Source organism: Bradyrhizobium sp. SK17 (assembly GCF_002831585.1).
Lineage (GTDB): Bacteria > Pseudomonadota > Alphaproteobacteria > Rhizobiales > Xanthobacteraceae > Bradyrhizobium.
On record NZ_CP025113.1, the window covers coordinates 3,648,814 to 3,671,434 of the forward strand.

A 22,621-nucleotide genomic window follows, 5' to 3' on the forward strand; every position below is an offset into this window, starting at 1 on the left:
GTTCGCGGAGAGTCCCCCTCACCCGAAGCCTACGCTTCGCTTCGGCTTCGACCTCTCCCCGCAAGCGGGGCGAGGTGAGCAACTCACGGAACCACCCATGTCCTTCAAGAAATTGCTGATTGCCAACCGCGGCGAGATCGCGATCCGCATTGCCCGCGCGGCGGCCGATAGCGGCCTTGCCACGGTCGCGATCTATCCCGCCGATGATGCGGCCTCGCTGCATGTCCGCTCCGCCGATGAGGCGCGGGAAATCCCCGGCCGCGGCGCGCGGGCCTATCTCGACATCGAAGCTGTCATCGCGGCGGCCAAGGCCGCCGGCTGCGACGCGCTGCATCCAGGCTACGGCTTCCTCAGCGAGAACACCGGGCTTGCGCGACGCTGTGCCGAGGAGAAGATCACGTTCGTCGGTCCATCCCCCGAAGCGCTCGACCTGTTCGGTTACAAGGCCAAGGCGAAGGCGCTGGCGAAGACATGCGGCGTGCCGATCATCGCTGGCACCTCGGGCGCGACGTCACTTGACGAGGCGAAGGGGTTCTTCACCTCGCTCGGCGCCAATGCTGCCGTGATGATCAAGGCGATCGCCGGCGGCGGTGGCCGCGGCATGCGCGTGGTCGAGGACCTGGCCAAGCTCGACGAAGCCTATACGCGCTGCCAGTCCGAGGCCAAGGCGGCGTTCGGCAGCGATGCGGTTTACGTCGAGCGGTTGATCCGCAAGGCGCGGCATATCGAGGTGCAGATCATCGGCGACCGCCATGGCGCGATCAGCCATCTCTGGGAGCGCGAATGCACCATCCAGCGCCGCAACCAGAAGCTCATCGAGGTGGCGCCGAGCCCGTCGCTGAGTGAGAGCCTGCGCGGGCGCATCATCGAGGCGGCCAGGCAGCTCGCGACCGCCGCGCACTACGACAATCTCGGCACCTTCGAATTCCTGGTCGACGACGATGCAAGCGAAGGCGAGGGCGCCTTCGCCTTCATCGAGGCCAATCCGCGGCTCCAGGTCGAGCATACCGTGACCGAGGAAGTGCTCGGCGTCGACCTGGTGCGGTCGCAGCTCGCGGTCGCCGCCGGTGCCACGCTGGCCTCGCTCGGGCTTGCGCAAGCCTCAGTGCCACTGCCGCGCGGCTACGCCATGCAGCTCCGCGTCAACATGGAGGTGATGGACGAGAAGGGGCAGACCAAGCCGACCGGCGGCACGCTCAGCGTGTTCGACCTGCCGTCCGGGCCCGGCGTCCGGGTCGATACGTTCGGCTATTCCGGCTATCGGACCAGCGCCGCGTTCGACTCGCTGCTGGCAAAAGTCATCGTGCATTCGCCGAGCCCGAAATGGACCGACGTGGTGCACAAGGCATCGCGCACCTTGCGCGAATTCCGGATCGGCGGCGTCGCCACCAACATCCCGTTCCTCAGCGCGATCCTCGCGCACCAGAGCTTTGCAAGGAACAAGATCAGCACCGGCTTCATCGACAGCCATGTCGCGGCGCTGGTCGGCACCGCGAAGGAGCTCGCCGCGCCGCTGGTCGAGGTGAGCGAGGCGGCCACGGCCAAGGCTGTCGTGATCGAAGCCGCGCCGGAAGGCTCGCTCCCGGTGCCCGCGCCGTTGCAGGGCACGATCGTGGCGATCGAGGTCGCCGAGGGCGATCTGGTCCGTCCCGGCCAGCAGATCGCGGTGCTGGAATCGATGAAGATGGAGCATCTGGTCGCGGCACCACATGGCGGCCGGGTGACGAAGGTCGCGGGCGGCGTCGGCGTCACGCTGATGCATGGTGATCCGATCCTGTATCTCGAGCCGGCCGAGGTCGATGGTCATCACGCGGCGGAGGAAGCTGCGATCGATCTCGATCACATCCGGCCCGATCTCGCCGAGCTGATCGCGCGCAAGGCGATCACGCTGGACGAGAACCGGCCGGCCTCGGTGGAGCGCCGCCGCAAGACCAACCAGCGCACCGCGCGCGAGAATATCGCGCAACTGGTCGATGAGGGCTCGTTCGTCGAATACGGCTCGCTCGCGATCGCGGCGCAGCGCCGCCGCCGCAAGGTCGAGGACCTGATCAAGAACACGCCGGCCGATGGCCTGATATCGGGCGTCGCCACCGTCAACGCCAGGGATTTCGGCCCCGAAGGCGCGCGCTGCATGGTGATCTCCTACGACTACACCGTGCTGGCCGGCACCCAGGGCCACATGAACCACAAGAAGATCGACCGCATGCTCTCGCTGACCGAGCAGTGGCGGCTGCCGCTGGTGTTCTATGCCGAGGGTGGCGGCGGCCGTCCCGGCGACACCGACCGGCTCGGCATGACCGGCCTCGACGGCCCGTCCTTCGTGCAGTTCGCAAAACTCTCCGGGCTGGTGCCGGTGGTCGGCGTGGTCTCGGGCTATTGCTTTGCCGGCAATGCCGCAATGCTCGGCGTCTGCGACGTCATCATCGCCACCAAAAATGCTTCGATCGGCATGGGCGGCCCGGCGATGATCGAGGGCGGCGGGCTCGGCGTCTATCACCCGGCCGAGGTCGGCCCTGTCTCGTTCCAGTCGCCGAACGGCGTGATCGACATTCTGGTCGAGGACGAGGAAGAGGCCACGGCGGTGGCGCAGAAATACCTGTCCTACTTCCAGGGCGCGGTGGCCGACTGGAAGGCGCCGGACCAGCGGCTGCTGCGCCGCGCGATTCCGGAGAACCGTCTGCGGGTCTATGACATCCGCAACGTCATCGACCTGCTCGCCGATGAAGGTTCGGTGCTGGAGATTCGAAAGGAATTCGGCGTCGGCATGATCACCGCCTTCATCCGCATCGAAGGCAAGCCGTTCGGCCTGATCGCCAACAATCCAAAACATCTCGGCGGCGCGATCGATGCGGCGGCCGGCGACAAGGCCGCGCGCTTCATGCAGCTGTGCGATGCGTTCGACATCCCGATCGTCTCGCTGTGCGACACGCCGGGCTTCATGGTCGGCCCCGAGGCCGAGAAGACCGCGATCGTCCGCCATGTGGCGCGGATGTTCGTCACCGGCGCCAGCATCACGGTGCCGTTGTTCGGAATCGTGCTGCGCAAGGGCTATGGCTTAGGGGCGCAATCGATGATCGGCGGCGGCTTCCACGCCTCGTTCTTCACGGTGGCGTGGCCGACCGGTGAGTTCGGCGGCATGGGGCTGGAGGGCTATGTCCGGCTCGGCTTCCGCAAGGAGATGGAGGCGATCGCGGATCCCGTCGAGCGCGAGAAGTATTTCCAGACCAAGGTCGCCGAGCTCTACGCCAACGGCAAGGCAGTCTCGATCGCCTCGGTGCTCGAGATCGACGAGGTGATCGACCCCGCCGACACCAGGCACTGGATCATGGCCGGCCTGCGCTCGGTGCCGAAGCCTGAGCCGCGGACGACGCGGAAGCGGCCGTGCATCGATGCGTGGTGATGCGTGGGATGGGTCGCGCAACATTCTCGGTGTCGTCCCGGCGAAGGCCGGGACCCATAACCACCAATGCTGCTTGTTGTGCGATGCCGGAACGACGAGTCCCGTTAGTGACATCTGCTGCGGCGTATGGGTCCCGGCCTTCGCCGGGACGACGGCGGTGAGTGGGGCAGGCGTCTCGCGTCACTGAGACAGTTCAGCCCAACCGCAACTCCGCATATCCCCCCGCCGCCACCGCGTCGCAGCGCTCGCGATAGGCCGGCGCGCTGCCGCTGTAGCGGGCGACGATACGGGTCTGCTTGCCCTCGACGTTGCGGTTGATGCCGGTCATCCAGGAATCCACCTCGTTCGACAGCAGCCCGACACCGAGCGCCTTGACGTGATCGGTCCAGGCCGACGTGCCTTCGGGCGTGGCGTCGAGGAAGGTCAGGCCCTTCTCCTTGGCAAAGCGAAGCAGGCCGGTGACCCAGTCCACGCTGTATTCGATGCTGCGCGGGATGTTGCCGAGCGCGGTGTGCGGACCCATCAGCATCATCATGTTGGGAAAGCCGTCGACCATCAGCCCGAGATAGGTTTCCGGGCCATGCGTCCACTTCTCTTTCAGCCGCGCGCGGCCGGCGCCGCGGACATCGATCTTGTCGAAACTGCCGGTGATGGCATCGAAGCCGGTGGCGTAGATGATGATGTCGAAAGGGTAATCGCTGTCGCTGGTGCGGATGCCCTCCGGTGTGATCCGCTCGATCGGCGTTTCCTTGATGTCGACCAGCTCGACATTGTCGCGGTTGTAGACCTCGTAATAGAAGGTCTCGAGCGGCAGCCGCCGCGTGCCAAATCCGTGGTTGGTCGGGATCAGCTTCTCGGCCACCGCCGGGTTCTTGACGCGCTGGCGGATCTTGCGCGCGACGAAATCGCTGATGGTCGCGTTCGCCGCGCGATCGATCAGGATGTCCTTGAAATTGCCCTGCCAGATGCCGAAGCCGCGTTCGCCATAGAGCTTCTCGTAGAACGCCTCGCGCTCCGCCTCGCTCACCTCGAATGCGCCGCGTGGATCGGGCGTATGCACGAAGCAGGCGAAGGTCTCCTTGCAGCGCGCGAAGATCTCGTCATAGCCGGCCTTGATCTTGCCTTGCGTCTCCGCGTCGATCTTGCCGTTGTGCAGCGGCGCCGCCCAGTTGGCGGTGCGCTGGAACACGGTGAGGTGGCCGACCTCGCCGGCGATGGTCTGGATGGTCTGGATGCCGGTGGCGCCGGTGCCGATCACGGCGACGCGCTTGCCGGTGAAGTCCACCTTCTGCTTCGGCCAGCGCGCGGTGTGGAACGATTGCCCCCTGAAATCGTCGCGGCCCTCGATGCGCGGCAGGGTCGGTGTCGACAGTGGGCCGATCGCGGTGATCAAGAAACGGCAGCTCTGCTGCGCACCGCTCTCCAGCGTGATCCGCCAGCTCCGCGTCGCGTCCTGGTAGATCGCCGATGTGACCCGGCTCTCGAACTGGATGTCGCGGCGGAGGTCGAACTTGTCGGCGACATGGTTGCAGTAGCGCAAGGTTTCGGGCTGGCCGGCGAAATGCTCCGACCATTCCCATTCCTCGAGCAGCTCCTTCGAGAACGAATAGCCGTAGGAATAGCTTTCGGAATCGAACCGCGCGCCGGGATACCGGTTCCAGTACCAGGTGCCGCCGACGCCGGTGCCCGCCTCGAACACCCGCGCGCTGAGCCCGAGCTCGCGCAGCCGGTAGAGCTGATACATGCCGGACAGGCCGGCGCCGATGATGATGACGTCGTAGTCCAGCGCAGCCGTCTCGGGGCTGCTGTCCGGGCGCGATGCGGCCACCTGTCGTTGCTCCCTGCTGGTTGATTGCCGGCAAGGCTAACCGGTCTCACCGTGGCCGACAAACATCGAGGAGCGGGGGCAGCCATCGCGATTTGCCGGGTGCGCCTGTCTGCACGTATTCCGTGCGGCGGACTGTCCGTCCTGCGGCTTTACTCGGCCGCGGGATACCCGCTATCGTCGGCCCGATAAGACGATCGCCCGCCAAGCGGCGACGGAACCTGTGGGAGTGAGGCGATGGGAGAGGCGCTGCGCAGGCCGACATCAACGGATGTCAGCAACCCCCGGCTCTATCAGGACGACACCTGGCGCCCGCTGTTCGCGCAGCTCCGCCGCGACGACCCCGTGCATTATTGCGAGGCGTCGCCTTACGGCCCGTACTGGTCGGTGACACGCTACGACGACATCTTCGCGGTCGAGCTGGATCACCAGAACTATTCCTCCGCCTCCGAGCTCGGCGGTATCCAGGTCGCTGACCAGCCCAAGGGCCAGGAGCGGCCGAGTTTCATCCGCATGGACCCGCCCGGACACACCGCGCAGCGCCGCACGGTGGCGCCGATCGTGGCGCCGTCGAACCTCGCCAATCTCGATGCCCTGATCCGCCAGCGCACCTCGGCGGTGCTCGACGCGCTGCCGCGCAACGAGACCTTCGACTGGGCCGAGCGGGTCTCGGTCGACCTCACCAACATGATGCTGGCGACGCTGTTCGATTTTCCCGCGGAAGATCGCGCCAAGCTGACCTGGTGGTCGGATGTCGCGATCGCCAACATCGATTCGCCCGACGCGGTGGTGCATTCGGAGGCGGAACGCACCGCCGAGCTGATCAAGATGGGAGAAGCTTTCCGAAAGTTGTGGGACGCCCGGGTCGACGCGCCGCCGACCTTCGACCTGATCTCGATGCTGGCGCATTCGCCTGCAACGAGGAATCTGGATGCGCGCGAATTCATCGGCACGATCGGGCTCCTGATCGTCGGCGGCAACGACACCACGCGCAACTCGATGTCGGCCGGGTTGATGGCGCTGTGCGAAAACCCCGCGCAGTTCGAGCTGGTCCGCGCCCGGCCGGAGCTGATCCCGAACCTGGTGTCCGAGACCATCCGCTACCACACCCCGGTGCTGCACATGCGCCGCACTGCGCGCAATGATGTCGAGCTCGCCGGCCGCCACATCAAGAAGGGCGACAAGGTCGTGATGTGGTACATCTCCGGCAATCGCGACGAGGCGAGAATCGAGCGCGCCGACGAATTCATGATCGACCGTGCCAAGCCGCGGCAGCATCTCGCCTTCGGCGCCGGCGTCCATCGCTGCGTCGGCGATCGCCTCGCCGAGCAGCAATTGCGCATCCTCTGGGAGGAGATTGTGGCGCGCGATCTGCGTTTTGAGATCATGGGCCCGCCACAAAGGCTCTATTCCAATTTCATCCGCGGTATACGAAGCTTGCCGGTGAGAATCGTCAATTGAGCCGCATCACCAGCCGTCATTGCGAGCGAAGCGAAGCAATCCATCGTGCGCTATGCGCGGAAGCGTGGATTGCTTCGTCGCTCCGCTCCTCGCAATGACGGAAGAGGGAATTCCAAGGAACAAGAATGAAGAACGATCCCGTTGACGTCCTGATCATCGGCGCCGGCGCCTCCGGCGCCGCGGTGGCCTGGAGCCTCGCCGACACCAAGATGCATATCCTCTGCCTTGATCAGGGCGGCTGGATGAATCCGGCGGAATATCCGAGCACTGGCCGCGACTGGGAGGCGAAATTCTACGGCGAGTGGTCGTCCAGCCCGAACGTCCGCAAGCGGCCCGAGGATTACCCGATCAATGACGACAATTCGCCGATCAAGGTCGTCAACTTCAACGCCGTCGGCGGCTCGACCGTGATGTACACCGCGCACTGGCCGCGGCTGCATCCGTCTGACTTCAAGGTGAAGACGCTCGACGGCGTCGCCGACGACTGGCCGATCGATTACGACACGCTGACGCCGTTCTTCGAGGAGAACGACCGCATGATGGGCGTCTCGGGTCTGTCGGGCGATCCGCTGTCGCCGCTCAGCCACCCGCCGATGCCGCCGCAGCCGCTCGGGCTGTCCGGTCCGCTCTTTGGGGCGGCGTTGAACAAGCTCGGCTGGCATTGGTGGCCGTCGGACACCACGGTCGCGACGATGGACTACGAGGGCAGGGCACGCTGCATCAATCTCGGCCACTGCACGCCGGCCTGCGCGCAGGGCGCCAAGGCCTCGACCGACATCACCTACTGGCCGCATGCGATCCGCGCCGGGGTCGAGCTGAAAACCCATTGCCGGGTGCGCGAGATCCTGACCAACGAGCAGGGCATGGCTTCCGGCGTCGTCTATTACGACAAGGATGGTGTCGAGCAATTCCAGCCCGCCGAGGTCGTGATCATCGCCTGCAACGGCGTCGGCACGCCGCGGCTGCTGCTCAATTCGGTGTCGGGGAAATTTCCGAACGGCCTTGCCAATTCGTCCGGCCTGGTCGGCAAGAACCTGATGTTTCATCCCTATGCGCAGATCTACGGCTTCGTGAAGGAGCCGACGGATTCCAACCGCGCGCCGCCGACCTGCCTGTGGAGCAAGGAGTTCTACGACACCGATCTGTCGCGCGGCTTCGTCCGCGGCTACGGCATCCAGTTCGGCCGCGGCGCCGGGCCGGTGTTCGAGGCGGTATCGAGCGAGCAGAAGGGCATCCTGCCCTGGGGCAGGGATCATCACCGCGTGTTCCGCAAGCTCAACGGGCATCGCCTCGCGGTCTCGGCGATCTGCGAGGACCTGCCGGAGGAGCACAACCGCGTCACGCTCGATCCTGTCCTGAAGGACAGCCACGGCATTCCGGCGCCGAAGGTCGACTACACGATCTCGGCCAACAGCCGCAAGATGATGGACCATGCGCTGGCGCGCGGCCGCGAGGTCCTGGAGATCGCCGGCGCCACCGACATCTGCATCAACGATCCGATCCCGTGGGGCGGCTGGCACCTGCTCGGCACCGCGCGGATGGGCACCGATCCGGCGCGCTCTGTGGTCAATGAATGGGGCCGCTCGCACGACGTGAAGAACCTGTTCATCGTCGACGGCAGCATCTTCGTCACCTCGGGCGGCGTGAACCCGACTTCCACCATCCAGGCCCTCGCGCTCTACATCGCCGACCAGATGAAGCAGCGCCTCGCCAACCTGTTCGACTGAGACCGACATGTCCGATGTAAAAGAACTGACCGCAGCCCAGCGCGCCGATCTCCGCACGGTCGCGGCGATGATCGTTCCCGAAAGCGCCGAGTACAGGGTGCCGGGTGCGGACGACCCGACGATCCAGGCCGACATGCTGGCAACGCTCGGCCGCGACACCGCGCTGGTGGCGCAGGCGCTGGATCATCTGGCAAAGCTCGCCGGAAAACCGCTCGCCCAGCTCGACGAAGCCAGACGCGACGCGGTGGCGCAGGAGTTTCGCAACCGCGGTGGCGCGGCGGCGGCCACCCTCGTCCGAGTCGTGCTGCAATGCTACTACCGCGACGACCGCGTGCTGCGCTCGCTCGGGCTCGAACTGCGCGCGCCATTCCCGAAAGGCCACGTGCTGCCGGACGGCGACTGGTCGCTGCTTGATCCGGTGCGGGCGCGCGGCGGCACGTTGCGGGGCGCGTCGCGTTGAAGTTGCCGGGCCTGCGTGTCACACTCGACCGCAGGCATGGGAGGTGACGATGGAACGAACTGATCGCCGCGGCGGGAGGGTGTCACTTCGTCCGGGAGGCGGCCATCACCGCGCCACACGTCGCGAACTGCTGCTTGCGACCGCGGCACTGCTGGTCACGGCCTCGGGTGCCAGCGCGCGCGTGATCACCAAGGTGCTGCCATGGCGGCCGAACGAGGCCTATCCGGTCACGCCGGTCGTACCCGGGGGCTATCTGTTCTTCACCGCCCAGGAGGCTGCCGTCGTCGAGGCCTTCGTGGATCGTCTCATCCCGGCCGACGAACTGGGGCCCGGCGCCAAGCAGGCCGGCGTCACCACCTTCATCGATCGGCAACTCACAGGCCCCTATGGCGGGCACGACTGGCTCTATATGGAGGGGCCATTCGCAAAAAATCCGCTGCCGTCGCAGGGATTGCAGTCGGAGCTGACCCCGCGGCAGCAATACCGCATGGGAATTGCCGCGCTCGAGACTTACTGCAAATCGACCTTCAATCGCAGCTTCACCCAGCTCGAAGCGGCCGAACAGGACAAGCTGATCGCCGGGCTCGAGAAGGGCGAAGTGCAACTGCCGAACTTCTCCGGCAAGATGCTGTTCACTGCAATCCACACCAATACGATCGAGGGATTCTTCGCCGATCCGATCTACGGCGGCAACCGCGATATGGTTGGCTGGAAGCTCGTCGGCTTCCCCGGCACGCGCTACGACTACCGCGACGTGATCGACCGGCCCAACCAGGCCTACACGCTGCCCCCGGTGAGCTTGCAGGGCCGTCCGGCCTGGGGAGAGCGCTGATGGCCCGCCGTCTTCCGCGCAAGGATGTCGTCATCGTCGGGCTTGGCTGGACCGGCTCGATCGTCGCCTATGAACTGGCCCGCCTTGGATTGGATGTCGTCGCGCTGGAGCGCGGTCCGTGGCGCGACACCGCCAGCGATTTCAACATCGGCACCGCCGCCGACGAGCTGCGCTATGCGGTGCGTCACGACATCTTCCTGCGTCCGAAGCAGGAAACGCTGACCATGCGCAACAACCCCACGCAGACCGCGCTGCCGATCCGCAAATGGGGCAGCTTCCTGCCTGGCAACGGCGTCGGCGGCGCCGGCCTGCACTGGAACGGCCAGACCTGGCGCTTCCTGCCCGACGACTTTCGCATCCGCAGCCACATGATCGAGCGCTACGGCGCCGGCATCATGCCGGAAGGTAACCAGATTCAGGACTGGCCGGTCAGCTACGACGAATTGGAGCCGCATTACGACAGGTTCGAGCAGGTCGCCGGCATTTCCGGCAAGGCCGGCAACATCAAGGGCAAGATCCAGCCCGGCGGCAATCCGTTCGAAGGCGCGCGCGAGCGGGACTATCCGACGCCGCCGATGAAGCAGGGCTACGCCCAGTCGCTGTTCACCAAGGCGGCGACCGACATGGGCCTGCACCCGTTTCCGCGGCCGTCGGGCAATATCTCCGCGGCCTACACCAATCCGTATGGTTGCAGCATGGCGCCGTGCACCTATTGCGGATTCTGCGAATGGTTCGGCTGCGCCAATTATTCGAAATCGTCGCCGCAGACCTGCGTGCTGCCGGCGCTGGTGCGCGAGCCGACCTTCGAGGCCCGCACCGATTGCGAGGTGACCAAGGTCAACCTCAGCGCCGACGGCAAGATGGCAACCGGCGTCACTTATGTCGACGCCAGCGGCGAGGAATGCGAGCAGCCCGCCGATCTCGTTCTGGTCTGCGCCTTCAGCCTGTTCAACGTCCGCCTGCTGCTGCTGTCCGGCATCGGCAAGCCCTATGATCCGGCCACCGGCGAGGGCGTGGTCGGGCGCAACTATGCGTACCAGACCGGCTCCGGCGCCTCCGGCTATTTCGAGGATGCGAAGTTCAACCCGTTCGCGGCGGCGGGCTCGCTCGGTGTCGCGCTCGACGATTACAACAGCGACAATTTCGATCACGGCCCGCATGGTTTCGTCGGCGGCGCGTCGATCACCTCCGCGCATACCAATGGCCGGCCGATCAACTTCCACCCGACCCCGCCGGGGACGCCGGCCTGGGGCAGCGCGTGGAAGAAGGCGGTCAAGGACAATTATCAACGCGTGACATATGTCGGCGCTCAAGGCAGCGTCATGAGCTATCGCAACAACTATCTCGACCTCGATCCGACCTACAAGGATCCGCTCGGTCGTCCCTTGATGCGCATGACGTTCGACTATCAGCCGAACGAGCAGAAGATGGCGAACTGGATGGCTGAGCGCTGCCAGGAGATCGCCAAGGCGATGGGCGCCAAGAGCACGCCGATCAACCGCCTCAGGGTGCCATGGTCGGTGGTGCCCTACCAGACCACGCACAATACTGGCGGCGCGGTGATGGGGTCGGACCCGAACACCAGCGTGCTCAACCGCTATCTGCAATCCTGGGACGTCTCGAACGTGTTCGTGATGGGGGCCTCGGCGTTTCCGCAGAACGCCGGCTACAACCCGACCGGCACGGTCGGTGCGCTGACCTATTGGAGCCTGGAGGCAATCTTCAAATATCTGAAGTCGCCGGGCGCGCTGGTGTCGCGATGAGCCGGATCGCGATGCGGCTTCGTCATCTGGTCCTGCTGCTGCCACTGGTCGCCGGCGGTGGCGCCTCTGCCGGGCCGGACAATTATGTCGATATCACCCGCGGCCGGGCGCTCGTCATCGCCGGCGACTGTGTGGCCTGCCACACCGCGCCCGGCGGCCAGCCGTTTGCCGGCGGCCTCGCGCTGCAAACCCCGTTTGGCCAGATCATGGCGCCGAACATCACGTCCGACAACACGACCGGCATCGGAAGCTGGTCGGCGGACGATTTCGCGCGCGCGATGCAGGAGGGCAGGCGTCCGGACGGCAGCCATCTCTATCCGGCATTTCCCTATCCGTACTACACCAAGGTCGAGCGCGGCGATCTCGACGCGATCTACGCCTATCTGCGCACCTTGCCGCCGGTCGAGAACCGCGTCGACCGCGACACCCTGCCGTTTCCGTTCAACATCCGCCTGCTGATGAAGGGCTGGAACACGCTGTTCTTCACGCCGGGCACCTTCAAGCCGGATCCGGCGCGCTCGGTGGAATTCAACCGCGGCGCCTATCTGGTCGATGGTCTCGGGCATTGCGGCGCCTGCCACACGCCGTTCAACGCGTTCGGCGCCAGCAAGAGCGAGAAATATCTCGAGGGCAACCAGATCGGCAACTGGACCGCGCCGAACATCACCAATGATGCGCGGGTCGGGCTCGGCAAATGGTCGGTCGATGACATCGTGCAATATCTCAGGAACGGGCAGAACGGCTTCAGCCTCGCCAGCGGGCCGATGAAGGATGTCGTCGAGAACTCGACCTCGAAGATGCCGGCGTCGGATTTGAAGGCGATCGCCGTGTATCTCAAGGAGCGCGGCGCCGCGGGCGTGCCGGCGTCGACGCCTCTGGTGGCCTCCGATCCGCGCATGCAGGCAGGCGAGGCGATCTATGTCGACACCTGCGCCGCCTGCCATATGCGCAGTGGCGAGGGCGTCGCGCATCTGTTTCCGAAGCTCGCCGGCAGCGCGGTCGCGAGCCAGCAGGATCCGGCGAGCCTGATCCGGATCATCATTGCCGGCGGCCGCGCGGCGGCGACCGACGGCGCCCCGACCTCGCCGGCGATGCCGTCGCTCGGCTATCGCCTGAGCGACAGCCAGGTCGCGGCCGTCGTCACTTATGTACGCAATTCCTGGGGCAATGCTGCGGCACCGGTGACGGAGGAGACCGTCAAGGCGCTGCGGGCGCAGGTCACCGGCCCGGCGGCGGGCAACTGATGCCCTTGCGGGCAGGGTTATCGCATACAGCGGCGATCAGCTTTGTGCTGCTGTTTCGACGTTCGTCATGGCCGGGCTTGTCCCGGCCATCCACGTCTTTTCTCACGCGCGGAAGCCAAGACGTGGATGCCCGGCACAAGGCCGGGCATGACGGAGTTCGTGGGGGAGATCGAGCCCTTGCGGGCAAGGCTTGCGGCCACCATTTGGTAAGGCCGAAGGAATCTTGCCATGTTGGATTTTACCTCAGATACCGCCGGTGACAGGCCGTCGCCGCGGGCGGCTGACGCTGCCCAGGTGGATGCCCAAGGTGCAGCTCAAGTTGACGACCGGGCTTTGCTCGACGCCTATTCCAATGCCGTGATCGACGTCACCGACCGCGTCGGCCCGGCCGTAGTCCGGGTCGAAACCGGGCCGAAGGTCCGCAATGCGCGCGAGCGCGGCGGGCTCGGCTCGGGCATCGTGATCTCGCCCGACGGGTTGGTGCTGACCAACAGCCATGTGGTCGGCTCGTCGAAGGAGATCCGGCTGCGCGACACCGAGGGCTTCGTCACCGACGCCCATGTGCTCGGCGTCGATCCCGACACCGATCTCGCGCTGCTGCGAGCCGATGGCGCGCGCGACCTGGCCTATGCCTCGCTCGGCAATTCCAAGACGCTGCGGCGCGGTCAACTGGTGGTCGCGATCGGCAATCCGCTCGGCTTCGAATCGACGGTGACCGCCGGCGTGGTGTCGGCGCTCGGACGCTCGATCCGCTCGGTCAGTGGACGGACCATCGAGGACGTGATCCAGACCGACGCGGCGCTCAATCCGGGCAATTCCGGCGGCCCGCTGGTGTCGTCGAACGGCCAGGTGATCGGCATCAACACCGCGATCATCAACGGTGCGCAGGGCATCTGCTTTGCGGTCGCCAGCAACACCGCGCAGTTCGTGCTGTCGGAGATCATCCGCCACGGCTACGTCCGCCGCGCCTATATCGGCGTCGCAGGGCAGACGGCGCCGGTGCCGCGGCGGCATGCGGTGCTGGCCGGCGTCGAGAACAAGATGGGCGCGCTGTTGATGCAGATCGAGCCGGACAGCCCGGCGGCGCGGGCAAGCCTGTTGCCCGGCGACGTCGTGATCAGGCTCGACGGCGTCGAGATCAACGGCGTCGACGACCTGATCCGCGCACTCGATCACAGCCGGATCGACCGCACGCTGTCGATGGACGTGCTCCGCCTCGGCCGCCTGCGCGCGATCGAGATCCACCCGGTCGGAAGAAAGCCGGCGAAGCAGTAAGGGCGAAGCTGACCGCGCGAGGCACGCACTCTCTCCGCTCTGGTTGGAGAGGGGTGCTTCGCGCTGCGGTCAATTTTCGCATGGTTCACGCCCGCCGAGCCTGATTCGACGCACTCAATGGTTGATTTTGGCGCGATAGCACAACCAGCCGTTAACGGTTCCGCCCCTAGATTATTTCTGATTGGAAATGAACGTGGTGGGACGTTTTGCGGTTCTTCGCGGGTGTACAGGCAATGCGCGGCGTTGCGGCGCTGTCGGTGGTATGCGGGCACGCTGTCGCCGCACGTCCCGATATGGTCGGACCCGCGTTTGCCGAAGGTGCGCTGACCATCCTGGCAAGTGGCGTTGACATCTTCTTCGTTATCTCCGGCTTGATCATCGCGACCACCGCCGCGGCACAGGACAATCCGTTCACCTTCGTTCTCAGGCGAGTTGTTCGAATCTATCCGGTCTACTGGCTCGTGTTGCTGGCGACCTTTATCGCCTCGTCCTGGGTCGCGATGTCGCCCGAAGAGCGCCCGGCGCTGGACCTTGGACTCGTCTTCGCGTGGACATATCCGAATTGGTACCTCCCGCCGGCATGGTCGCTTGCTTTCGAGCTGCACTTCTATGCCGCAGTCGCGGTGATCCTCGCGATCAAGCCGAGCCGGCTGTTCGAACTCTTGTTCGCGGGGCTGGTCGTGGTCGCCGTTGCTCTCGTCTTCCGATTGCAGCTTGGCTTCTACTCCCACCCGCTGATGCTGGAATTCGGTGTCGGCGTTGGCATCGCATATCTCCAGAGAACCGGCAGATTGCAGTCTTCGGGCACAATGCTGGCCATTTCCGCCGGCTTGTTCTTCGCCGGCTGGTACTGGATATTCGTGCACGGATCGGCTGATCCGCAATGGGCACGCGTGCCGACCTATGGCCTTGCCGCGGGATTGCTTATCCATGCCGTGATATCTGCCGAGGTCAAAGGGCAATCCTTCTCGCCCGTCCTGCAATGGCTCGGCAAGATTTCGTACTCGTTGTATATCGTCCACTACCCTCTGATGAAATGGATCGCCAGCTCTGCCGAGCTTTGGCCATTGTCCGTCGTGGGAACGATCGCCGCCAGCATCCTGCTCTCCATCGGTCTCGCCGCCGTGCTGCACATCGTCATCGAGGCGCCGATCCTCAATTGGGGGCGCAAGTTGACTTTGATCTACAGCAAGCGATCGACACCGGATGAAGCAAGAGCGCAGCGCCCCGTGCTTGTCTTGCAGGAGCATCGCGAACGCGCGCCGCGCGCTTTCTGAAGCATGATCCGGAAGAGTGCGAAGCGGTTTTCCGAAAAGATCATGCGCAACACGAAGCCGGAGCGCGATGACGCTTCAAGCTGATCTCGTTGCGCTCGGGCAGTGACGATGCGAATGGCGCGCTGGCCACGCGGTTGACCCGAAGCCGGAGCTCGGTCTTTCCCGTCCGGGCCTCGGCCAAGCGTCGATGGCGCTCTCAACATTTCGGTATAGTAGAATATATTGCTGATTTGCCCGACAAGTCAAGCCGCTTGTCCGAGTGCCGGCGGACGTCCTGCTGCTTTGCATGGGGTTGTTTTCGATATTTTGGGAGCGCCCCCGGGAGAAGGGAGCTTGGCTCCGCTACCGCAGCGCCGCCAGCAGCTCGTCCGGCTGCTCGACCATCATCATGTGACCCGCGCCTGGCAGCACCACCGTACGCGCATTCGGCGTCGCGGCGGCGAGCGCCTTGCCGGCCTTGGCCGGGGTCATCATGTCGCGCTCGCCGAGGACGAAGGTCGCGGGCACCTTGACCGCGGCGGCGGCCGTCAGCGCGTTCTGGTAGGCGTTGCAGGCGTTGAGGTCGTTGTACAGCACGCCGGGCTTGGCCTCCTGTAGCACCCGCTGCGCGCCCTGGTGCATCCAAAGCCCCGGCGCGAGGCTGCCGCCGAGCTCGGCCTTGAAGCCGAGGCCCCAGATCGAGACCATGTCGATCGCGGCGGCATCGTTGGCTTCGGCGGCTTTCAGCAGATCGGGACCGACCGTCATGGTGGCCGCGGTGCCGATCAGCGCGAGGCCGGAGACCTTGTCGGAATGCCGCGCCGAGGTCTCGATCGCGATCAGCGAGCCCATCGAATGGCCGATCAGCCGCGCCTTCGTCGCGCCGGCCGCTGATATCAGCGCCGCGATCCAGTCGGCCATCTCGGCAATGGTCGTGAGCGGCTTGCCGGCGGAGCGGCCGTGGCCGGGCAGATCAGGCGCCAGCACGGAATAGCCGTGATGGGCGAACCAGCGGCTGTGCAGCGCCCAGGTCGAGGAGTCGAAGCCCGCGCCGTGGATCATCACGACCGCCGGTAGCGAGGGATCGAACGGCTTGCCGCCGGTCGCGATGAAGGTGTCTGCCCCGTTGATGGAAAGCTGCATGGTCCTAAGTCCTTTGCGAGGCGCGCAGCGCCTGGCCGAGATCGTCGGTGATGTCCTCAGCGGTTTCGATGCCGACCGACAGCCGCACCAGCTCCTCGCCGATCCCGGCGGCCTTGAGCTGCTCGGCGTCCATCTGCTGGTGCGTGGTGCTGGCGGGGTGGATCACCAGCGTCTTGGCGTCGCCGACATTGGCGAGATGGCTGATCAGCTTCAGGGACTCGATGAACTTCTTGCCGGCGGCGCGGCCGCCCTTGATGCCGAAAGAGATGATCGAGCCGGCACCGCGCGGCAGCAGCTTCTTGGCGAGCGCGTGATCCGGATGGCTCTCCAGCGAGGGATGCAGCACCCACTCGACCGCCTTGTTCGTGGCGAGGGCGTCCAGCATCTTGTGAGTGTTGCTGACATGGCGATCCATGCGGACGCCGAGCGTCTCGATACCCTGCAACAGCTGGAATGCGTTGGTCGGCGACAGGCAGGCGCCGAAATCGCGCAGCCCCTCGGTGCGGGCGCGCATGATGAAGGCGGCCTTGCCGAACTGCTCGTCGAAGACGATGCCGTGGTAGCCGGCATAGGGCTCGGTGAGTTGCGGGAATTTGCCGGATGCGCGCCAGTCAAACCGGCCGCCGTCGACGATCACGCCGCCGATCGCAATCCCGTGGCCGCCCATCCACTTGGTCGCCGAGTTCATCGTGATGTCGGCGCCGAGCTCGATCGGCTGGCTAAGGTAGGGTGTCGCGAAGGTGTTGTCGATCAACAGCGGGATCTTCGCGTCATGCGCGATCTGCGCCACCGCGGGGATATCGAGCACCTCGAGGCCGGGATTGCCGATGGTCTCGCCGATCACGAGCCGCGTGTTCGGCCTGATCGCGGCACGGAACTCGTCGAGCGCGCGTGGCTTGACGAAGGTCGTGGTGATGCCGAACCGCGGCAGCGTGTGCGCCAGCAGGTTGATGGTGCCGCCATAGAGCGAGGCGGAGGCGACGATATGGTCGCCGGCATTGAGCAAGGTTGCGATCGCCAGATGCAGCGCGGCCATGCCGCTCGCGGTGCAGATCGCGCCGACGCCGCATTCGAGGGCGGCAATGCGTTCCTCCAGCACCGCGGTCGTCGGGTTCGAAATGCGCGTATAGATATGGCCTGCGCGTTCCAGGTTGAACAGCGCCGCGGCATGGTCGGCGTCCTGGAACACGTAGGACGTGGTCTGATAGATCGGAACCGCGCGTGCGCCGGTCGCCGGATCGGGGCGCTGACCGGCGTGCAGGCTCAGGGTTTCGAAGGCAGGCGGCTTGGGTGCGGGCATGCGAAGCTCGTCAGGTCAGTCGATGGAAAATGTGAGTCCGAAGATTTAGACGTGAACCGCGGTGCGAACCCGGCCGACATTGCCGAACACCCGCAGATAGCGCTCGACTTCCGAGGGGATGCCGGTCGCCTTCTCCGGATTGTCAGACAGTTTCACGGCCGGCCGGCCGTCGACCGACGTCACCTTGCAGACGATCGAGATCGGATCGAGCTCCGCCGTGCCATCAGGCGCGCAACCGACGAAATCATTGGTGAGGTTGGTGCCCCAGCCGAAGCTGACGCGGACGCGGCCCTTGAAGTGATGGAACGTCTCCTCGATCGAGCCGACATCCATCGCGTCGGAAAACACCAAGAGCTTCTCCTTGGGATCGCGGCCCTTCTGCTTCCACCATTTGATGATGTCTTCGCCGGCGGTGATCGGCGGCGCGCTGTCGGGACGAAACCCGGTCCAGTCGGCGACCCAGTCCGGCGCGTCGCGCAGGAACGGCTTGGTGCCGAACGCATCGGGCAGCGCGATCAGGAGGTTGCCGCCATAGGCGTGACGCCACTGGTCGAGGATGTGGTAGGGCGCCCAGCGCAGCTCCTCGTCGTCATTGGCGAGCGCGGCGGCGACCATCGGCAGCTCATGCGCGTTGGTGCCGATTGCTTCGAGGTCGTTGTCCATCGCGAGCAGCACGTTGGATGTCCCGGTGAAGGACGAACCGAGGCCTTCCTTCACTGCCTCGACGCACCAGCGCTGCCACAGGAAGCCGTGGCGGCGGCGGGTGCCGAAATCGGACAGCCGCAATCCATCCAGCTTGCGCAGCCGCTCGACCTTGGCCCACAGCTTGGCCTTGGCGCGGGCGTAGAGCACGTCGAGCGCGAAGCGGCCATAGGTCTTGGTCGCCGCGCGCGAGCGCAGCTCGTTGAGGATCGCAAGCGCCGGGATCTCCCACATCGTGGTGTGGGTCCAAGGTCCGTGGAAATGCAGCTCATACTGGCCGTCGACCTTGTGCAGCTCGTATTCGGGCAGCCGGAAGGTGGAGAGCCAGTTGATGAAATCGGGCGAGAACATCTGGGTCTTGCCGTAGAACGTGTTACCGGCGAGCCAGATCAGTTCCTTCTTGCTGAAGCGGATGGTGCGGGCGTGGTCGAGCTGGGCGCGCAACTCGCCTTCGTCGATGACCTCGGCGAGCTTGATATGGGTCGAGCGGTTGATCACCGAAAAGGTCGTGCGCGTGTCCGGATAGGATTCCCGGATCATCTGCTGCATCAACAGCTTGTAGAAATCGGTGTCGAGCAGGCTGCGGACGATCGGGTCGAGCCGCCAGCCGTGGTTGTAGGTCCGGGTCGCGATATCTGTCACGGTCATGCGGGAACTGTAGCCTGCCGAATGGCGCCCGCCCAGTGGGTATCGGGCGGAACATGGCAGGTCAGCGCGCTATGGTCTGCCGTATACGGCCGACCGTGGCGGCGACATCGGTCCAGGCCGGCCTGGCGGGGGCGAACTGGCGTCGCAGGAAGCCGACAAGCTCCGCAACCTGACCGTCGCTCATGCTGTCCCGGAACGCGGGCATATAGCCGAGGTCGGTCACGGCCGGCTTGGCGATGCCGTGCAGGATCACCTGAATGAGATTGTCAGGAACGTCGCTGTGCAGATTGCTGTTCAGCGCCAGCGATGGCCGGCTGCCGAACAGCGGCGGGCCACCGGCCTCGTGGCAGACGGCGCAGGCGCCCTGATAGATCCGCGCGCCGGTTGAGGCGGCGGTGGTGACGGCAGTACCGGCCTCCAGCTGGGCCGCAAGCACATCGTGGGCCGGCCGGTCGGCGGTCTCGTTGAACGAGGCGAGGTAGACCGCCATCGCGCGGATGTCCTGATCGGGCAGCGCGGCAAGTTCCTGCACGACCGGCGCCATCGGCCCGGCGGCGACGCCGTGCAGGCGCGACTCGCCGGTGCGCAGATAGGCGTAGAGCTCGTCCTCGCTCCAGGGGATCGGGGCCTTCGACAGCGAGGTCAGCGCCGGCGCCTCCCAGCCCTCGGCGAAGCCGCCGGCGAGATAGGCGTTCTGCCGTTCCGCGCCGAGCGCATTGCGCGGCGAGTGACAGGCGCTGCAATGGCCGAGACCCTCGACCAGATAGGCGCCGCGATTCCAGGTCGCCGACTTCGATGGATCGGGTTGGAACGTTCGCGGCTGATGGAACAGCGCATTCCATCCGGCGAGCAGCGGCCGCAGGTTGAACGGAAAGGCGAGCGTGTTCGCCGGCGTCTCGGTGCGCACCGGCGCCTGCGCCATCAGATAGGCGTAGAGCGCCTGGAGGTCGGCATCATTGGTCCTGGCGAAATGCGTGTAGGGGAATGCCGGGTAGAGATGACGCCCGTCGCGATGAATGCCGTCGCGCATCGCGCGCTCGAACGCGGGATAGGACCAGGCGCCGATGCCGGTGTCGACATCGGGCGTGATGTTGGTCGTATAGATGGTGCCGAACGGCGTCTCGAGCGGCCGGCCGCCGGCATTCGCGAGGCCATGCTCCGCGGTGTGGCAGACGGCACAGGCGCCGAGCGCCGCAAGCTCCTTGCCGCGCGCGATGGTGGCCGCAGAATAGACCGAGGCATCGGGCCGTGCGATCGGCGCGATCGCGCGCCAGGGCAGGACGGCCGCGCCGATGCCGATCGCGGCGGCGCAGAGTGCGGCGATGCCGGCGAGCGCGCCGCCGCGCCTTGCCAACGGATTTTGCCATCGGTTGAGATTGACCGGTTGCGCGGGCGGCGGCAGCGATGCAGGCACCGTGGGCTGCTCGCCATGCAATCCCTTCAGGATGCGCTCCGGCGTGAACGGCAACTCGCGGAAGCGGACGCCGGTGGCATCATAGATCGCGTTGGCGATCGCGGCGGCGCTCGGCACCGAGGCGGATTCGCCGACACCGAGCGGCGGCTGGTCCTGCCGCGGCAGCATCAGCACATCGATCTTGGGCAGTTCGGGAAATTTGATGATGGGGTAGGCGCCCCATTCCCGCGCCGTCACCGCGCCGCGCTCGAAGGAGACTTCCTCCATCAGCGCGCGGCTGGTCGACTGGATGACATTGCCTTCGATCTGGTGCCGCACGCCCTCGGGATTGATCATCAATCCGGAATCCTGGCCGGCGACCACCCGCGTCACGCTGACGTCGCCGGTCGCCTTGTTGACCGCAACGTCGGCGATCCAGGCCGACCATGCCGCGCCGTAGCCCGGAAACTTGCTGTGCACGTAGAGCGCATAAGCGAAGCCACGGCCGCGCACGACATCGCCGTCGGCCTCGGGCTCTTTCCACACCGGGCGCGGCGTCCAGCCGGCGCGTTCGGCGACCGCATTGACGAGATCGACCGCGCGTTTGTCCTTCAGGTAGCGCAGCCGGTATTCGATCGGATCGACCTCGGCCTCTGCCGCAAGTTCATCGATATAGGATTCATGCGCGAATGTATTGGGCAGCGCGGAGACGCCGCGAAACCAGGACGCGCGCACGATCGGCGGCATGTCGTTGGCGACGACGCGCATGTTCTCATAGTCGTAGGGCGGGATCGCGGTGCGGTCGCCCATCTCGAACACGGCAGGCGTCGGCGCAATACGCCCGGTGAGCAATAGCGCCAGCGTCGGCGCTCCGTTCGAGGGATAACGCGTCGAGAAATCGTAACCGGCGACGCTGCCGTCGGCATTGAGCCCGCCATTGACGTCCATCAGCTGGGCGGTGCCCTTTGGCTCCCAAGCATGCTCCTGCTCGCGGGTGAGCTGCACCCGCACCGGGCGGCCGACCGCGCGCGACAGCAGCAGCGCATCGGCGGAGACGTCGTCGGCGCAGTTGCGGCCGTAGCAGCCGGCCGCCTCCATCCGGATCACGTCGATCTCGGATTCCGGACGCTGGACCAAGAGTGCGAGATCGCCGCGCAGGATGTGCGGGTTCTGCGTACCGGACCAGACCCGGACCGTACCGTCTGTGTAGTCGGCAACAGCGCAAGATGGGCCGATCGAACCGTGCATCTGGTAGGGCCAAACGTAAGTCCGTCGCATCGGCTTGGCTGCCGCCTTGATCGCGGCATCGACGTCGCCCTGGTCGATCAGCTGGCGCGGCGTCGACGGATTGGCGCGCAGCGCCTGCTCGATATCGGAGAGATCGGTCAGATCAGGTCCCGGCTTCCAGGTCACCTTGAGCTGCGCGGCGGCCTTGATCGCATTCTCCTCGCGCTCGGTGACGACGCCGACGAAATCGCCGACCCGCACCACCGCGACGAGGCCGGGGATATCGCGCACCGAAGCCTCATCGACCGCGATCAGGCTGGTGCCGACGAACGGGCCGGCATCGACGCCGGCATAGGGCGGGCGGACGACGCGGCCGTGCAGCATGCCGGGCACACGCACATCGTGGACATAGACCAGCTCGCCGGTGGCCTTCGCCGGCAGGTCGACGCGCGGCACCGACTTGCCGACCACGGAGTAGGCGCTCACGGCCTTGACCGGAACCTCGTCGGCGAGGTCGAGCGTGATCGTCTCGTCGGCGATCAGCTCGCCATAGCTGATGCTGCGGTTGTCGTGACCGCGGATCAGGCCGTCCTCGATCGTGAGGTCGCCGGCCGGAAGCTCCAGCCGCTCAGCCGCGCGCGAGAGCAGGAAATGCCGCGCTTGCGCCGCGGCCTTGCGCAACGGAATGGCGGTGATCTGGATGGTCTCGCTCGCGATCGTCGCGCCCTGGTTCGGCACTACGCTGGTGTCGCCGAGGATCACCACCACGCGGGCAAAGGAGACGTCGAGCTCTTCGGCAACGATCTGGCCGAGCGCGGTGCGGATGCCGGTGCCGAGATCGACATGGCCGTTATAGGCGTTGACGGAGCCATCGGCTGTAATGGTGATGAAGGTCTCGAACGCGCCTTCCGCGCCGAGCACTGCGGGACGAACGACCGACAGCAAGCCGCGCATGCGTTGCTCCG

The 22,621-nt window shown here is 65.8% G+C and carries 14 protein-coding genes; 9 read left to right on the forward strand and 5 right to left on the reverse strand.

What is annotated here, in order from left to right; translation table 11 throughout:
• Positions 1 to 97 precede the first annotated feature (97 nt).
• Complete coding sequence (locus CWS35_RS16870; protein ID WP_100952598.1) at positions 98 to 3,400, forward strand: carboxyl transferase domain-containing protein; 3,303 nt, start codon at positions 98 to 100, stop codon at positions 3,398 to 3,400.
• Between the two features lie 193 nt (positions 3,401 to 3,593).
• Here the strand turns inward: CWS35_RS16870 and CWS35_RS16875 are convergent, their stop codons facing one another.
• Positions 3,594 to 5,228, reverse strand: coding sequence for an NAD(P)/FAD-dependent oxidoreductase (locus CWS35_RS16875; RefSeq protein ID WP_100952599.1), 1,635 nt, complete (start codon positions 5,226 to 5,228; stop codon positions 3,594 to 3,596).
• Positions 5,229 to 5,462: 234 nt separating this feature from the next.
• Here CWS35_RS16875 and CWS35_RS16880 point away from each other — a divergent pair, with 234 nt between their 5' ends.
• The 8 genes from CWS35_RS16880 to CWS35_RS16915 all read left to right on the forward strand — a co-directional run bounded on the left by CWS35_RS16880 (position 5,463) and on the right by CWS35_RS16915 (position 15,264).
• Complete coding sequence (locus tag CWS35_RS16880) at positions 5,463 to 6,686, forward strand: cytochrome P450 (RefSeq protein ID WP_100952600.1); 1,224 nt, start codon at positions 5,463 to 5,465, stop codon at positions 6,684 to 6,686.
• 125 nt (positions 6,687 to 6,811) lie between these two features.
• The gene (locus CWS35_RS16885; protein ID WP_100952601.1) at positions 6,812 to 8,413 is read left to right on the forward strand and encodes a GMC family oxidoreductase; all 1,602 of its coding nucleotides are present in this window, start codon (positions 6,812 to 6,814) and stop codon (positions 8,411 to 8,413) included.
• Positions 8,414 to 8,420: 7 nt separating this feature from the next.
• Entirely contained in the window at positions 8,421 to 8,873 is a 453-nt protein-coding gene (locus CWS35_RS16890) for a hypothetical protein (protein ID WP_100952602.1), read from the forward strand.
• A 49-nt stretch (positions 8,874 to 8,922) separates the two neighbouring features.
• Complete coding sequence (locus CWS35_RS16895) at positions 8,923 to 9,705, forward strand: gluconate 2-dehydrogenase subunit 3 family protein (RefSeq protein ID WP_100952603.1); 783 nt, start codon at positions 8,923 to 8,925, stop codon at positions 9,703 to 9,705.
• Positions 9,705 to 11,468 carry a GMC family oxidoreductase gene (locus CWS35_RS16900; protein ID WP_100952604.1) on the forward strand — a complete coding sequence of 588 codons (1,764 nt, stop codon included), beginning with the start codon at positions 9,705 to 9,707 and terminating at the stop codon, positions 11,466 to 11,468. Before CWS35_RS16895 ends, CWS35_RS16900 begins: the two co-directional genes overlap by 1 nt.
• Positions 11,465 to 12,712 (forward strand): cytochrome c, encoded by a 1,248-nt coding sequence (locus CWS35_RS16905; protein WP_100952605.1) that lies wholly within the window; start codon positions 11,465 to 11,467, stop codon positions 12,710 to 12,712. Before CWS35_RS16900 ends, CWS35_RS16905 begins: the two co-directional genes overlap by 4 nt.
• A 228-nt stretch (positions 12,713 to 12,940) precedes the next feature.
• Positions 12,941 to 13,987, forward strand: a complete 1,047-nt coding sequence (locus tag CWS35_RS16910) for a S1C family serine protease (protein ID WP_100952606.1) — start codon at positions 12,941 to 12,943, stop codon at positions 13,985 to 13,987.
• Between the two features lie 206 nt (positions 13,988 to 14,193).
• Complete coding sequence (locus tag CWS35_RS16915) at positions 14,194 to 15,264, forward strand: acyltransferase (RefSeq protein ID WP_366946258.1); 1,071 nt, start codon at positions 14,194 to 14,196, stop codon at positions 15,262 to 15,264.
• Between the two features lie 342 nt (positions 15,265 to 15,606).
• On the opposite strand, the gene CWS35_RS16920 is transcribed toward CWS35_RS16915, so the two are convergent.
• From CWS35_RS16920 to CWS35_RS16935, 4 genes are all read right to left on the reverse strand, one after another.
• On the reverse strand, positions 15,607 to 16,386 hold the full coding sequence (locus CWS35_RS16920) for an alpha/beta fold hydrolase (RefSeq protein ID WP_100952608.1): 780 nt from the start codon (positions 16,384 to 16,386) through the stop codon (positions 15,607 to 15,609).
• A 4-nt stretch (positions 16,387 to 16,390) separates the two neighbouring features.
• Positions 16,391 to 17,686, reverse strand: coding sequence for an O-acetylhomoserine aminocarboxypropyltransferase (locus CWS35_RS16925; protein WP_100952609.1), 1,296 nt, complete (start codon positions 17,684 to 17,686; stop codon positions 16,391 to 16,393).
• 45 nt (positions 17,687 to 17,731) lie between these two features.
• Positions 17,732 to 19,036, reverse strand: a complete 1,305-nt coding sequence (pncB, locus tag CWS35_RS16930; RefSeq protein WP_024580799.1) for a nicotinate phosphoribosyltransferase — start codon at positions 19,034 to 19,036, stop codon at positions 17,732 to 17,734.
• Positions 19,037 to 19,097: 61 nt separating this feature from the next.
• The gene (locus tag CWS35_RS16935; protein ID WP_245439004.1) at positions 19,098 to 22,610 is read right to left on the reverse strand and encodes a molybdopterin cofactor-binding domain-containing protein; all 3,513 of its coding nucleotides are present in this window, start codon (positions 22,608 to 22,610) and stop codon (positions 19,098 to 19,100) included.
• Positions 22,611 to 22,621: the final 11 nt, after the last annotated feature.